The organism is Ruegeria halocynthiae (assembly GCF_000743705.1).
Taxonomy (GTDB): Bacteria; Pseudomonadota; Alphaproteobacteria; order Rhodobacterales; family Rhodobacteraceae; genus Ruegeria; species Ruegeria halocynthiae_B.
In genome coordinates this window covers 1-15597 of record NZ_JQEZ01000004.1, presented here as the reverse complement: position 1 = coordinate 15597, position 15597 = coordinate 1, and the positions used below count along the sequence as shown (strand labels likewise).

Below are 15597 nucleotides of genomic sequence, written 5' to 3'. Positions count from 1 at the left end.
TCAATCCACCACACCCGCTGTTACAAAAAATTCACAATCGGGGTTGATAAACGGCTTGGGCTGCCAACCCAAAATCAGTCCTGGTTGCCGCAGGGCGTCACCCTAAATCGCTGTGGAACAACAGGCGGAAATCACGCAATTCGAGGCTTGCCTGAACAACCCAGACCGTTTAAACGAGCCATCGCTTGCCTCAATAGCTCAGCTGGTAGAGCAGGTCCTTCGTAAGGACAAGGTCGGGGGTTCGAGTCCCTCTTGAGGCACCACTTAAATTTCCACCCCCTGAAAACACACCTAAAGCCTTGAATGGTAATGATATTTCAGGAGTTCTAGCACCCTCATTTCGATGGTATGAAAACCCGCTTGTAAAAGCCAATCTGAGCAGTGTTCTGCGCAGGATAAAATCACCGCTTTCCCATAGTTTCCAAGAGCTTGACAGGAATTGCAGGGAGAGTTCTAGCATGTCCTCAAACCTACCCCTCGGTGGCATCTGATTTATCAGGTTTTCTGTCAAGCGATGCTTGTCTCTTTCTAGCCGAGCAATCTTGTTTTCGTAGGCTCCGATCACCGAGTCACTGCTGGCGCTCATGATGCGATCCAACAGATTTTCGATTTGCTTTTCCGTATCAGCAATCTGGCGTCTGACGGATTGTGTGGCATCTTTCGCCTGACCCAGACGTGCCGCCCATGCGTCCTTGAACATGACCGTTGCCATCTGGAACAGCTTGGGGCTGGGCTCCAGTGTTTTTACGACCTCGCCAAATGCACCTTCTAACTTGTCACGCGGGATGGATTTGCCGTAGCTGTCACAGCCCTTCGTCTGGCAGAGATAATAGGCATAGCGCTTGTACTTACCTTTGGGCCAAGACGACCGCAGAGGCTTCCCACAATCACCGCACATTGCGAAGCCACGCAGCGCGAAGTCTTCGCCGATGTTTGCGCGCGCGGGCGCATAAACTAGCACATGATCCACCGTGCCACGTGCTTGTTCTTCGTCGGCTATCAGCACGTTCTTGCGGTCCAGAAACATGACGCGGAACTGTTCCACTTCACGATGCGCCATTGCAGTCCGGCAGTAAGTTACCAGTGCCTCCCAAGACGATACCACATCCCGTTGCATGACCTTAGCTTGCGCCATTCGGCGGCCGAATGCTTCAACAACGCGCAGGTGGTAATAAACCCAGTCGTTCGCGCCCTCGACCTGCAGAACCCTATGCTTTGACGCGGCAATGACCCCATTCAAATCGCCAAATTCTGCCAGTAGGCGTTTTGCCAGCGGTTTAACATCGATGCGTTGGATGGCATTGAATAGCAACAATTCCAGTAGCTCATATTCGGGCATTGGCTCATGGCCGCCCTTTAGGAACCGCGTTCTGAGGCGCTCACGGTGCCCCCAATAGTGGGGACGCTGAGCCGGAGCAAGCGCCGCCCAAAAACCAACTTGTCATGATGCTGCGATGCGGCCCGTCTGTCCGTATATTCGCTAAGGGCGCATGCTATAAGCTCCACTGGAAGACTGGCCCGTGGGACAAAAGCACTCTATCGCTGCAGCTGCGCCAATGAAGGCTAGGTAGAGCTGTGTTACCTTAACTTAGAAGTAATGTCTGAAGTTTTGCGATTCTGATCTCATCGCCATTGCCAGTGCGTAGAGTAGTCTTGAAAATGGATCCAACGCCGCTGCCCGCAACCGACTAAAGACCAGGCGCACAATTCAAATTTTTTTAGTATGTCGTACCAAGCCCAAGGTGCCGAATTCAATTGTCGTTCTCAGTACCTATGACAACGGAAAGCGAGGATCCGCGAATCCACTCACGCAAAGCGAGCAGGTTGGCTTCTTTCGCACCTTCGCCAAGTGCGCACTCCCAAACGATAGCAACGCGCCAGCCCAATTCCTTTAGGGAAACTACCGCAGCACGGTCCCGCTCGATATTTTTCGCGAACTTTTCTTCCCAGAATGTAGTCCTGGTTTTGGGCGTTGTCGCGAATCTGCACCCGGGATGTCGATGCCAGTAGCATCCATGCACAAAAACCGCGGCTCTAAACCGAGCGAGGACCACGTCAGGACTGCCTGGCAACTTTCGGACATCAAGCCGGAACCTGAACCCATGTCGATGCAGATCGCGACGCACGATCATCTCGGGCTTGGTGTCACGACGCCGGTTTGCCGACATCATCCGGGACCTCACTTCAGGGGACACGATGTCTGCGATGTGATTTCTCCCTAGGTGAGCTTCACCTTTCGATGCACATGATTATAGATGTATTTCATGAATGACGTATTTGGAATCGTTGATCTCTTTTCTGGGCCCGGGGGCCTTGGGGAGGGTTTTTGTAGCCTGCAGCTGGAAAACAAACCCGTATTCGAGATTGATATCTCTGTAGAGAAAGATGCCGTTGCACATTCGACACTTCGATTGCGCTCCTTTCTGCGGAAGTTTGGTGATGAATTGCCTCAGGAGTATCTCGATTTCCTGAACGGCGCGGCTCCAGAACCAGTCTGGCCCGATTTGTATCCCGACCAATGGGCATCCGCTGAAACCGAGACACTAAATCTCACACTCGGTGATATTGAAGCCAACAATCGGGTCGACGAACGGATAGGAGAAATCCGAAAGAAAAGAGGCGACCGGGTGATCCTGATCGGCGGCCCGCCATGTCAGGCCTATTCCCTTGCCGGTCGGGGTCGAAAACCAAGCGACCTTGGATACGTGGCCCATGAGGAAAACCGCCACCTGCTTTATGAGGAGTACATATCAGTCCTCAGGAAACTTCGGCCGGCTGCTTTCGTGATGGAGAATGTCAAAGGAATGCTCTCCTCGAGCATCGAAAATCGCATGGTATTCGATCTCGTAACCGCAGATCTGGAAAACAGGGGTGGGTCACCAGAGTATCAGCTCTTTCCCCTTTCCGCGAAGGTCCAGGACGATCACAATGTAAGCCCCGCGGATTTTGTCGTGTTGGCGGAAGAACAGGGTGTCCCGCAGGCGAGGCACAGGGTGATCATCGTGGGTATTCGACGAGACCTGCTGAATGATGCCGTCGAGTTCAAGATTCCTAAGTTGCTCGAGGACGTACAAGCGGCCACGGTGCGTGACGTCCTTTCAGAAATGCCAAAGCTTAGGAGCGGGATCAGCGCTCGAGAGGGTCGCAAGGACGATCCGGAAGTCTGGCGGAGAACTGTGCGGCTCGCCGCAATGCAGATCGAAGAGATGAGCGCTTCACTCGATGGGGAGCAGCGGAAGCGTTTCTCCGCTGCGCTACGCAATATCTCGGAGCAAACGATCGAATATGGCAAGGTCCGAACCGGTGCGCTGGGAGGAACAATGCTACCCAGCAGCTGTCCCGAAGACCTACGCAATTGGATTCAGGACCCAAGACTAGAGCATCTTTCGGCACACGAAACGAGAGGACACATGCCTTCCGACCTTCGTCGCTATCTATTTGCGGCCTGTTGGGCAGCGGCCACGGGTAGCTCGCCCATGGCTCACGATTTTCCCGAGGATTTGGCACCCGATCATGCAAACTGGAATTCGGGCAAGTTCAGCGACCGGTTTCGCGTTCAACCATGGGACCTACCCTCGACAACCGTAACCTGCCATCTGGCCAAGGATGGGCACTACTTCATTCATCCCGACGCTGCACAGTGTAGGAGCATGACTGTCCGGGAAGCGGCGAGACTGCAGACCTTTCCCGACAACTACCATTTCAAGGGAAATCGATCGCAACAATACGTTCAGGTCGGCAATGCCGTTCCACCGTATCTGGCCTATCAGATCGCGTCGGTCCTGCATGATGCACTACGGCAGCTGACCTTCATAGATAGCCTGTTGCCAACCCATTGCGGCAAGGAAGCCATTCCGGCATGAGTGACAGGAGACGGGACCCGTCAGTTGAAGAACACGAGGTCGAACCAAATGCGGCCGCCTTGATAGAAAGCCTGCGCGATATCGGATACACCTTATCAAGTGCCCTTGCAGACATTGTCGACAATTCGCTGACCGCCAAGGCATCGACGATCTCAATCAAGGTGGATACCGATCCCGAAAGGGCCGCAATCGCAATCTTGGACAATGGAACCGGCATGACGAGGGATGAGGTTCTCGAGGCCATGCGGCCCGGGTCACGCTCTCCTAAGGAGACGCGTGACAAGTCGGACCTCGGGCGCTTCGGCCTCGGCTTGAAGACTGCGTCCTTTTCCCACTGCAGGCGTCTCACCGTCCTAAGTCGCAAGGGAAGTTCTTCATTCGCAGCCACCTGGGACCTTGATCTGGTTGTCGAGCGGAATGCCTGGATCGTCGAAACCACATCGATGACTGAGGGAATCCGGTTCGCGGAAACGCTTGACGGAGATGGGACACTTGTCCTGTGGGAGAAGCTCGACCGGGTTGGGCTAGAAAAGGACAACAAGAACTTCATCAGGCTCATGGATGAAGCCACGCGACACATGGAGCTCGTTTTTCACAGGTTCATGAAGGCCGAGCCCGGGCAAAAGCCGGTGGAGCTGGATATCAACGGGAGACAGCTTATTCCCGTGGATCCCTTCGCCGAATGGCATGATGCAACAATTCGCCAACCGGAAGACAGACGTGTCTTCGGAAGCGGCATGGTGACTATACAAGCTTTCATTCTGCCGCACAGGAACAAGGTGAAGACAGATCGAGAGTGGAGCAAGATGGGCTTAGCCGAAGGCCACATGCGATCTCAAGGATTCTACCTCTACAGAAATCGCAGGTTGATCAGGTGCGCGACGTGGTTTCGCCTCGCCCCGCAACACCGCCTCACTCAGCTTGCCCGCGTCCGGATCGACATCGGCAACGAAAGCGATGCCGATTGGCAAATCGATGTACTCAAGGCTTCGGCCTCGCCCCCACCTGCACTCAGGGAACACCTCCGACGCCTCATCGAAGGACTCGGCGGTCGATCGAAACGCGTCTACAGGAAGCGAGGCGCGAAACTGACAGACGAAAACCCCTTGCCACTCTGGCAACGAACGAAGATCGGCGAACGCATTGTCTATGACCTGAACGAGGAACACCCCTCCGTTGCCAATTTTTCGATTTCCCTCTGTGACGACCAGCTCAGGAAATTCGGAAGCGTCATGCGAATGATCAGTGCAAGCCTCCCGCTGGAAGCATTATATCACGACATGGCAGACAATTTCTCCTCGATGGAGCAAAACTCTCTAGGGGAGCATGAACTAATGGATGCCGGGCGAGAATTGATTGATCAATTGAGAAGTTTTGGAAACGAATATCGGGAAATTGAAGCCGTCATGAAAAGCATTCCACCATTTTCAAAAGACACGGAAATCGTGTCCAGATTGATCGAAGAGGCCCAATCGAAATGAAAGTCTTGGGACTCGAACAGATTCGAACCTTGATCACCGATTTCATGGTCAAGCAGGCTCGTTCCGAGGAAGAGCTGAGAGCCGAGATTAAACAATACACCCCTCTCCTGAAGGACGAGGTAACCCAGACTGATCTGCATGAACTTTTTGATGAGATGCGAACCAGGCACGATGTCCTGATCGAATCCGGTGCGACGCTCGTGGCACCGGGTTTTGTCGAATGGTTCGACGCGACCCGGCGGCGAGAAACCGAATGGTTCTACTGGGATCGGTACCGCAGCCTGTTGAAGCGTGGAGGCTTCCCGGGCCCTGTACTGGAAGCCATGAACCAGAAGACCAATCGGGTGATCGAGCTCTGCGGTGACCCCCTTTCCGATCAACCATTCGATCGGCGCGGAATGGTGATGGGCGATGTTCAGGCCGGCAAGACGGGCAACTATACCGCTTTGGTGAGCAAAGCCGCAGATGTCGGCTACCGCGTCATCATTATTATCGCGGGTATCCATGAGAACCTGCGAAGCCAGACACAGAAACGCATCGACGAAGGCCTGATAGGTAGAAATAGCGACCTTTCGCGACTAGAAGACTCCGAGAACGCCGGCCGCGTAGGGGTCGGCAAACTCGACCCATCCCGTGAACCGAGTGCACTTACGACCCGGAAGGCCGATTTCCGCAAAACCCAGGCCGATCAGCGCATCCCGCTGGCTAACCTCCAATCCGAACCAATCGTCTTCGTTATCAAGAAGAACGCGAGCGTCCTGAAGAACTTCATCACCTGGCTGAAGGCCGTCAACGTCTCTCGGGCGGGCGGGACCATTGACCTCCCAATGATGCTGATCGACGACGAGGCCGACAACGCATCCATCAACGTGGCCAAGGGACACGATGCAGTTTCCCGTATCAACGGACAAATCCGCACCCTTCTAAATCTTTTTGGCAAGAGCTCATATGTTGCTTTCACGGCGACACCCTTTGCCAACATTTTCATCGATCCCGACCGACACGACGAAAAGGAGGGCCGTGACCTTTTCCCTGAGCACTTTCTCATCGCACTAGACCGGCCCGGCAACTACTACGGCGCGGAAAAAGTCTTCCTGAGCGATCCGGATGACGAGAGCGGAATGCCTACTCGCGATATCAAGGACAACAACCCTCATCTGCCGTTAAAGATGCCCAAGGGACAGCAGGTCCGCGGTCTTCCGGAAAGCCTGATGATCGCAATCCGCGCATTCATCCTGACTGGGGCCATCCGATGCCTGCGCGGTCAGGCGGACAAGCACCATTCGATGCTGGTCAACGTCTCGCACCTCACTTCCGTGCAGACAGACGTCACGAACCTGATCCGGTTCCGGATCAACGAGCAGATCTACCCGTCACTGAAACTTCACTGCAACCTTCCGGTGGACCAAGCCGAAGCGAACGAAGAAATTGCAGCTTTCAGGCAGATATTCGAAGAGGAATTCCTTGATTGCGGTCATGCATGGGCAGAAGTGCTTCCCGCACTTGAAGGCGTGGCAGCGAAGGTGGCCGACGGCGGAGTCTTCGAAGTGAACAGCAAATCCGGTGAAAAGCTCGAGTACCCCGAAGTCGAGGATGCCACACGTGATCAGGTCACGGCGATCGCCGTCGGCGGTTACTCCCTGTCGCGCGGCCTGACCCTCGAAGGGCTTACCGTTTCCTACTTCCTGAGGAATTCCAAGGCCTACGATACGCTGTTGCAGATGGCGCGATGGTTCGGCTACCGCCCCGGATACGAAGATCTCTGCCGCATCTGGATCAAGAATGAGGCGCGGCGTTGGTACGCTCATATCGCGGAGGCCTCCGAAGAGCTGCGACAGGACCTGAGGTATATGGCAGCAGCGGGTGCAAGTCCACGCGACTTCGGCCTCCGGGTACAGCGTCACCCGACTGCTCTGGAGGTCACCGCGAGAAACAAGGCCGGTAGCGGCCAGGAGGTCATCGTCGATGTCAGCCTTTCCCGTAGCAGGATTGAGACAACTGTCATCCATGACCACGGAGATGCAGCGGAAGCAAACCGGATCGCCGCCAAGCAACTTTACGATGCACTCGAAAGCCATGAGAGAAGGGAAGCCGGTGCAAGCGTTGTCTTCCCCTCGGTTTCGTCGAGATTGGTGAAGGAGTTCATCGAACGGTTCCGGAACCATCCTGACGCAATCCGCACACAGAACGGGCCGGTGCTCCGCTACATAGAGGAGCGTGAGGACGAGAACCTAGATGTATGGGACGTCGTCTTTGTCGGGAGCGACAAGCAGGACGCTAAGAGCTGGGATGATCTGGGATTCCCGTTGCGCCTTCAGAGCCGAACACCGGCTTCGAGGGAAGATGGTCGAGTTGTGGCAACCAGCCGCAGGTTTTCGTCGCGTGGCGTTGTACGATTCGGAATGGACGACGAAAGTGTCGCCAAGGTGAAGGACGAAGCCACGGCAGAGAGGACAAAGAACATTGCGGACAGCGCCTTTCTAGGAGCACGGACACGGCCATTGCTGGCAATTCACATGATCGCCCTCATCGACCGGGAGACAGGTCGTCTGGAGGATGGTCCGCCCGTGACGGCCTGGACGATCGGCTTTCCTACGTCGAGAAAGGCGGAAAAGACCGTCAGCTACCAAGTGAACACGATCTGGTGGCAACAGAACATGGGAGAGATCGACGAGGAGATTGCGGAGGCACTTGATCGTGAAGAATGAAGACCCATGGCATGGCATCGCCCCGCCGCCGTCCGATCAAGCATTCAGCGGAAGGCTCGCACTGGACTGCCGACCTCACGAGCTCTTTCGCGGTCTGGATCATCTGGGACGCCGTACACTGCTCCTAGTTCACGAAAAGTCCTCGGCGAGCAAGGCCCGGTTGCCGGAAATGGCCGGTCTCATCGTGGAGAATCGCGAGCAACGCGATGACGGAAGGCTTCTGATATCCGTCACCCTCGAAAGCGATGAGAACGCCGACATCTTCTCTAGGCTCAGCGAGGACATCGTGGACGTCGTGTCCGGGGCCTCTGACGAAAGCACCGCTGTCTCCGCCTTCATCGAACGAACTTGGAAGTGGCATGATCTGCTGAAGGGAAAGCGGAAACCCAGGCTAAGTCGAGAGGCTCAGATGGGTCTCATCGGCGAGCTCTGGACTCTCATACACCTTCTGGCTCCGGCGGTTGGCATTGGAACGGCGGTCGCGAGCTGGAAGGGCGCCGAGCAAGCACCAAAGGACTTCGAGCTGTCCGGTGTCTGTGTGGAGTGCAAGTCGCGGGGAGCGGCCAGCCGTGCGCGGATTCGGATTTCATCCGAGCACCAACTCGAAGATGTTCCCGGCCACGCCTTGGTCCTCTTGGTACTTACCTTTGCGACTTGTGACGATCACGATCCGCACGCGCTCACCCTGCATGATATTGTCGGCACGGTTCGAAGCGAGCTGGCGAAACTGGCGCCACAATCGATGTCGATGCTTGATCAGGGATTGGATAATGCCGGATACGACACATCACACGAGTATGATCTAGTGATCCGCCACCGTTCGACGGCGCCCTACGAAATTCAGGGAACGTTTCCTAGAATCGTGCCAACTTCCTTTCCCGACGGGCCCGTCGAGATCGGATATGACCTGCCCTTGGAGAAACTTGAGAAATTCCGCATCGAACAACAAACCCTCACGGAAATGCTGCATCGTGGCAGTGACGACAATGTCAAAGATTAGTGAATTCGCACTTACACTGCAGGAAGATGTCCGTCTTCTTTCAGAGGCCAACGGGATTTCGATGGAAGAGGCATTTTTTGCGAGGGTGAGCGATACCATCACTGGCTCCGGAGAGGTCGATCTTCTCGAATACTTCCACCACCGGGGAACAGCACAATCGGGAATCCGCGTGGATGGTTGGGGTGGCGATCCAAAACGAGGCGGAGAACTTACACTATTTGTCGTCGATCACGCCGACGATATCGATGCTCCGACATTGACAGGCACCGAGCTGAACAACCTCTTCAAGCGTCCTCTCCGGTTCCTGAAGGCAGCTCTCGACGAAGGATGGCGAAACAGGCTCGAAGAAACCTCTCCTGGTTTCGAACTATCAGAGATGATCTCCGCGAGGTGGAAGTCGATCCAGAAGGTCCGGCTTTTGCTTGTGACCGATCGAAAACTGAGCAGCCGCGTCGATGGGCGCGAAATGACGGACTTCCATGACCGGGCAGTCAGTTACAGCGTCTGGGACATCAACAGATTGGCGAGGATAGAGGGTTCTTCGCTCGCGAGAGAAGAAATCGTCGTCGACCTCGAAGAGCACGGTGGTGCCTTAGCGGTGTTGCCTGCGCACATGCCTAACTCCCCATACGCTGCCTATCTTGCAGCGATGCCCGGGGCAGTCCTAGCATCGATCTACGAGCGTTGGCAGGCCCGTCTGCTTGAGCAGAATGTGCGCGTCTTCCTTCAGGCACGTGGAAACGTAAACAAGGGAATTCGCAATACGATCGAAGAAGTCCCCGAGATGTTCTTTGCGTACAACAACGGAATAACGGCGACAGCCGAGGCCGTCGAAATCGAGGATAGAGATGGTGTCCCGACGATGACCAGGATCACGAACCTCCAGATCGTTAATGGCGGACAGACCAGCGCATCCATTCACGCCGCGTCGAGAGCTGGCAAGGACCTGTCGAACACATTCGTCCAGATGAAGCTCTCGATCGTAGACGCCGAGAGGGCGGAGAAGATCGTGCCGGACATTTCGAAATTCGCCAACAGCCAGAATCGGATCGCAGCAGCAGATTTCTTCTCTAACCATCCGTTCCATGTGCGAATGGAAGAGATTTCTCGCCGGATTTTCGCGCCGGCAAGAGAAGGTCAATTCACCCAAAGCCGATGGTTCTATGAGCGTGCCCGCGGGCAGTTCGCCGATATACGGTCTAGACTGACTCTGGCACAGAGACGAAAGTTCGACCTCGAACATCCCCGGTCGCAACTTTTCACGAAAACAGACCTGGCCAAGGCCGAAATGACCTGGAGGAGGCGTCCGGAGATCGTGAGTCTCGGAGCGCAGAAGAATTTTGCTCACTTCGCCCATCAGATCGGAAAGGAGTGGGACAATAAGGAGGCCGCGTTTTCAGAGGAGTGGTTCAGGAACGCGGTAACGAAGCTGCTTGTCTTCCGAAGGACCGAGCGGATCGTGTCTGATGCTGCATCGACGTGGTACACGGGAGGTCTCCGGGCCAACACGGTATGCTACGCGATCGCGAAGCTCGTATACGATCTCGATCAGGAAAAACTTTCGCTTGATCTTCAGAAGCTGTGGTCGATGCAGAACATCCCCGATGTCCTCATCGATGTACTGGACCAATATGCAGAGGTGATGCACATGCACCTTCTCGCCCCTCCGACAGGGGGAAGCAATCCTACCGAGTGGGCTAAGAAAAAAGGATGTGTGGATGCCGCGCTTGCACAGAAAGTCGATTTGCGTAGCGACCTTACCGATCTGGTCGTCGATGTCGATGAAACCCGCAGCCGCTCCGCGGCAGGGAAACGCGATCAACTCATGATTGACGGAATCCAAGCACAGACCAAAGTGGTGGAAGTTGGCGCCGTGGGTTGGGAAGATCTCAAGGTATGGGCCCAGAAAACCTCGATGCGTCTCACCCTGGCCGAAGCGGGAATCCTCGACGCTGCGACTCACATTCGTCATAAGCCTCTTTCCGAGGCTCAAGCCATCCGCGCAATTGCTGTTCTGAAACGAGCTGCCGCTTCAGGTTTTGCACCTAAGGAGAGAACCTAGGCTCTGCCCTTGTCGAGGCCAATGGGCTATCGATAACCTGTGCACATTATTAAAATCTCTGTCATTCGGTGTGCACAACGGATTTGGACTTCAAAAAACTCGTTGCGGACCCCGAGGCTAACTTTACCAATGAAGCCAACGATCGACAGCAGATGAGCAGGATCACTCCTGACCCAGCCCCCTGATCCGGACTGTCTCAGGGCTTGGGCCACCGCGTTGAAGCCCACTGAAAAAGCCGACGGCTTCTAGTTTCTAGCGCCTCTGGGGTCCAATCGTCGTATCTTTTTGCAAAATCTCTGGAGCTAGCGAACATAGAATCTTGTTGAAAGATGGATCGTTTGTTTTCGTAAACATCTTGCAGAATGCTTCCATTCATATCTGCTGTCAGTGGGATCAGGTTGGCCCAAATGTCTTTGACCTTTCCATGCACGCCTTTTGGGAACTTGTTTTCCCAATCGGGAGTCAGTGCTTGTGGAAGTACATGTTCGATTGTGAAGTCATCGAAATTTCCTTGATCGGCACCAAACGAGCGGTCGTATTCGAAAATCGCAAATCTGGCGATTGACGAAGAGTACATTGGGCGCTGGCAGATTTGCTCTTCAAGTCTTGTATCGCTCGGCCATTCTACCGTCTGTCGGTTCAAGATGACATTTGCAACCTTTTCCACAGTTGGGTGGCCATCCATGTTCGACCACATCGTTCGGAACATCCCAAGTAGTCCCGTCGGTTCCACACCGCAAAGTGCCCTTCTAACGAAGAAAGCTTCAAGTAATTCAAGAATTGCAACCGTTTCATCCAATGAAATTGAGTTCTCACCAAAGTGATTCAGCAATCGCATCTGAAAAGGCAGTGCCGAAGAAGGGTTATTTGCCCGGTGAAGGTTCTCCATCGCCCGTCTGAGCTTGATAGGATATTTGGCCAGTTCTGTCTTATTGCCAGTCAGGGCCAAGAATGGACCTGAGTATACATCTAGGTGCTCTATAACTTGCCCAGACTCGAGGCCGACCCAAGCCTCACGCAAATTTCTGAACATGTCCGTTTTGCTGGTGTTGGACTTTAGAACCACGGCATAGGGGAAGAAGTAGTCGTTAAACTTGTCCCCAAACTTTTCGAAGAAGGGCGTCCATTTGGTATCATGGAGATGCTGTGCATCTTCCGCATCGTATCCCTTTCTTGCAAAGACTTCGTTCTTCACGAGATCGCCGACAGAGATGGGCTTGCCTGGGTCATTCAGGCCTTCGAATACCGTCGTGGCAGAACCAGGGTCCTTCAACAGAATGAAAACGAAAGTTAGTCCATTTCGAGCTGCATCAACCAGCTTTTCGACATATTCAAAGCCATCATCCCGAAGGCCTTTTGATAACAACGATTTAATGTTCTTGAACTGCCGTGTCAGAGGACCGGATGCATCTTGACCCCCGAGAGGTAACTTGATCCGGTGCGACAATGCTGTTTCAAGATCACCGGTTTTAATTACCTCTTGAAAGATGGCTCTGAATTGAGGGCGATCTTCGATAGAGGGTGCTAGTTTGGTGTTATAGGGCACCTCTTGTGCCCAATCCACGTACAGGTTTGTTCCTATCAGACCTTTTGCATAGTCGATCTTGCCTTCTTTGGCCGCTAGTTGAGCGGCTGCAAGTAGGATTAGATAAAGCGTCGTAAGGCGCTGTTGGCCGTCGACAATTTCATAAGGATCAGGTTGGGACGGATTGGTCACTCTTCGAACCGCAATCACCGCGCCAAGAAACCTGCTCGCTGTTTCTTGTTCGACTACCGAACGAATCTCATCGAACATCCTTTCAAGTTCTCTTTTTGACCAGACATACCGGCGCTGAAACAGCGGCATGACCAAAGTGGCGCTCTGACTGGTAAGTTGGTGAAAGGTGTTTTCATCGCTATTGTCAGTGATCTTCTCGATCATTCTGTATTCTCGCTATTTAAGCCTCTTTCGTATGCGATAGACCATTGGCCTCGTTAGTTCCAGTTGGGCTTGGCATAGTGTAATCCGCTTAACAGGATAGGAACATGGTTTGTCGGGATGTCCGCTTTAGGAACGTCGGGAGCGCCCTAGAATAAATGCAGCGAAGATTCTGTGTGGATGGCTCCTGCATAGCAAGTCCTTTTTGATCTGATTTGTGCATTTGTCAGAAGCAGTCATGTGTCCGGCCTGTTTGCGCGGTTTTGACCGCTGGCCCTGATGGGTTCCGCAAACCAGGTCCCTTACAGCTTAGCGGGCAATAACACCCGGGACATTCGGCGGGGTGTCCTGGTTTTGGCGGCTGACTTATGCACCATCACATCGCAGGTCTTGCTAACTCTTTGTTCCTTCTTTTCCTATGCTGTGCGCGGGTTGTAATGTTCGTTGCGAGTGAGGACGGCCCAGACGATCCGGGCCGTCTTGTTCGCCAGGGCCACGGTGGCAACGCGAGCTGGCTTGCGTTCAAGCAATGACGTCAACCATTTGCTGGCACGCTCGGGGTGGGATCGTGTTTGTCGGACCAGTGATGTCATGCCGACGACAAGCAGTGATCGCAAATACTGGTCGCCCATCTTTGTGATCTGTCCCAGCTTCTCCTTGCCGCCGCTGGATTTGTTTGCGGGGGTAAGACCCAGCCAGGCAGCAAATTCCCTGCCGTTTCGGAACTGATGCCCGTCGCCAATGCTGGCGATGATCGCGGAAGCCGTTACCGCGCCGACACCGGGTCTCGTGCGCAACAAACGAACACGCGCATCTTCCTTGGCGACCTGCTTCAGGCGTTCCTCATACCAGCGAACCCTCCGGTGCAAAGCCATGAGCTGTTCTGACAGGTTGCGGATCACCTCGTTGGCGATGTCAGGCAGGTCGAACACTTCACCAAGGGTGATGTCTTCTGCAAACCCTATCACCCGGGCCAGTCCTCTTGGGATGTAGATACCGAACCCGGCAACCAGTCCTCGCAAGCCGTTGATCAACTGCGTTCTTTGACGAACCAAAAGGTCGCGCGCCCGATGCAGCGACAGCAGCGCTTGTTGCTCAACCGTTTTGATCGCCACAAAGCGCATGGTTGGACGTGTCACCGCTTCGCAGATTGCCTCCGCATCAATGGCATCTGATTTCCCGCGTTTGACATAGGGCTTCACATACATCGGCGGAATTAGCCGAACCTCGTGACCCAATGCGGTGAGTTCACGGGCCCAATGATGCGCGCTACTGCAGGATTCCATGCCGATCAGGCAGGGCTCCAACTTCGCAAAGAACGGCAGAAACTGCACCCGACGCAGCGGCTTGTTGAACACCACTTCTTCGTGGGTTGTGATCCCGTGAACTTGGAAAACGTTCTTGGCCAGATCAACGCCAATTGTGGTAACTTGCATGGGGCGGCTCCTCTCATAAGCAGATTTTGACACCAGCACTATGGCGCATCGAGACGCCGGTTGGAGCAGGAGCCATCCACCCCATCAGCTTCCCACCCTCTGCGGAAACTTTGCTTTCAATGGATATCTTGTGGAAGCAAGCACTGAGTGCACTGACCAAACTTAGTGATCAGAATGACCAAAAGCATGACCCAAATGATCAAACACCACGAGTCGTCACACCCTTTGAAAAAGTGGTGAGCCGTGCAGGATTCGAACCTGCGACCCACTGATTAAAAGAACGGCCAGAGCCATTTCGCTGTATTTCTCCAGATTTCGCCACACTGACAAAAACGAAGCAAAAACAGTAATTTAAGTTGACCCGCGTTGCGCCGTGACTTCATGAATTACTCCAGAATTCGCCGCCATTTGCTTCCGTATAGCTTCCGGAAGCAGGCCGGAAGCAAGGAGTGTTCTGGATATGTTCAAACTGACCAAGCGTGCTGTTGAGGGGCTTGCCATCGACGCCAAGGAATACCTTGTCTGGGACCGGGACATGCGCGGCTTTGGGTTGCGGGTCTATCCCTCCGGTGTTTGACGTCAGCACCTGTGGGACAGATTTGAGGATTTGAACAACGGAGGATTTCTGGTTCATCGTAACCGTCAAGGAGTGAAGATGAACAAGAAATCCGGAACCAGCAAAGCTTCGGCTACCAAGTTGGTCAAAACCATCCGCCGCAAGACGCGGCAAACCTATTCGGCGGAGGAGAAGATCCGCATTGTTTTGGCGGGTCTTCGTGGTGAGGAAAGCATCTCGGCACTGTGTCGGCGCGAGGGCATTTCTGAGAGCCTGTATTACAGCTGGTCAAAGGAGTTCCTCGAAGCCGGGAAACGCCGTCTGTCTGGCGATACAGCCCGGCAAGCGACGTCGCCTGAAGTGAAGGAGCTTCGATCCGAGGCGACGGCACTGAAGGAATGCGTCGCCGATCTGACCCTTGAAAACCGCCTGCTCAAAAAAAGCATGACAGGGGCTGGGGAGTTCGAGGAATGAGATACCCTGCCTCTGAGAAACTGGAGATCATCCGCACCGTTGAGGGGTCCCATCTGCCCACCAAGCAGACCCTGGACATGCTGGGCATCCCCCGCACGA

The 15597-nt window shown here is 54.3% G+C and carries 8 protein-coding genes, 1 tRNA gene and 2 pseudogenes; 7 read left to right on the top strand and 4 right to left on the bottom strand.

Features of this window, described 5'->3' with window-relative positions:
* The first annotated feature begins 187 nt into the window (after positions 1 to 187).
* Positions 188 to 263 (top strand) — tRNA-Thr (locus JT51_RS15040).
* 494 nt (positions 264 to 757) lie between these two features.
* Here the strand turns inward: JT51_RS15040 and JT51_RS22440 are convergent.
* Positions 758 to 1117: pseudogene (locus JT51_RS22440) on the bottom strand (JAB domain-containing protein); the annotation flags it as partial.
* A 634-nt stretch (positions 1118 to 1751) separates the two neighbouring features.
* Positions 1752 to 2195, bottom strand: a complete 444-nt coding sequence (locus JT51_RS15030) for a very short patch repair endonuclease (RefSeq protein ID WP_327285378.1) — start codon at positions 2193 to 2195, stop codon at positions 1752 to 1754.
* A gap of 69 nt (positions 2196 to 2264) precedes the next feature.
* On the opposite strand from JT51_RS15030, the gene JT51_RS15025 reads away from it, so the two are divergent.
* The 5 genes from JT51_RS15025 to JT51_RS15005 are packed head-to-tail and all read left to right on the top strand — an operon-like array spanning position 2265 to position 11114.
* On the top strand, positions 2265 to 3863 hold the full coding sequence (locus JT51_RS15025) for a DNA cytosine methyltransferase (RefSeq protein WP_081894725.1): 1599 nt from the start codon (positions 2265 to 2267) through the stop codon (positions 3861 to 3863).
* Positions 3860 to 5344 (top strand): ATP-binding protein, encoded by a 1485-nt coding sequence (locus JT51_RS15020; RefSeq protein ID WP_037314486.1) that lies wholly within the window; start codon positions 3860 to 3862, stop codon positions 5342 to 5344. Before JT51_RS15025 ends, JT51_RS15020 begins: the two co-directional genes overlap by 4 nt.
* A complete protein-coding gene (locus JT51_RS15015; protein WP_037314484.1) occupies positions 5341 to 8052 on the top strand; it encodes a Z1 domain-containing protein in 2712 nt (903 codons plus the stop codon). The genes JT51_RS15020 and JT51_RS15015 overlap by 4 nt, the downstream gene beginning before the upstream one ends.
* The gene (locus JT51_RS21285) at positions 8042 to 9052 is read left to right on the top strand and encodes a PD-(D/E)XK motif protein (protein ID WP_051927600.1); all 1011 of its coding nucleotides are present in this window, start codon (positions 8042 to 8044) and stop codon (positions 9050 to 9052) included. The genes JT51_RS15015 and JT51_RS21285 overlap by 11 nt, the downstream gene beginning before the upstream one ends.
* On the top strand, positions 9039 to 11114 hold the full coding sequence (locus JT51_RS15005) for an AIPR family protein (protein WP_037314481.1): 2076 nt from the start codon (positions 9039 to 9041) through the stop codon (positions 11112 to 11114). Before JT51_RS21285 ends, JT51_RS15005 begins: the two co-directional genes overlap by 14 nt.
* A gap of 196 nt (positions 11115 to 11310) precedes the next feature.
* On the opposite strand, the gene JT51_RS15000 is transcribed toward JT51_RS15005, so the two are convergent.
* Both JT51_RS15000 and JT51_RS14995 read right to left on the bottom strand, forming a co-directional pair.
* On the bottom strand, positions 11311 to 13035 hold the full coding sequence (locus JT51_RS15000; protein WP_037314479.1) for a DUF262 domain-containing protein: 1725 nt from the start codon (positions 13033 to 13035) through the stop codon (positions 11311 to 11313).
* 413 nt (positions 13036 to 13448) lie between these two features.
* Positions 13449 to 14468, bottom strand: coding sequence for an IS110 family transposase (locus JT51_RS14995; protein WP_037314477.1), 1020 nt, complete (start codon positions 14466 to 14468; stop codon positions 13449 to 13451).
* A 655-nt stretch (positions 14469 to 15123) separates the two neighbouring features.
* On the opposite strand from JT51_RS14995, the pseudogene JT51_RS14990 reads away from it, so the two are divergent.
* A pseudogene (locus JT51_RS14990) lies at positions 15124 to 15597 on the top strand (transposase); the annotation flags it as partial.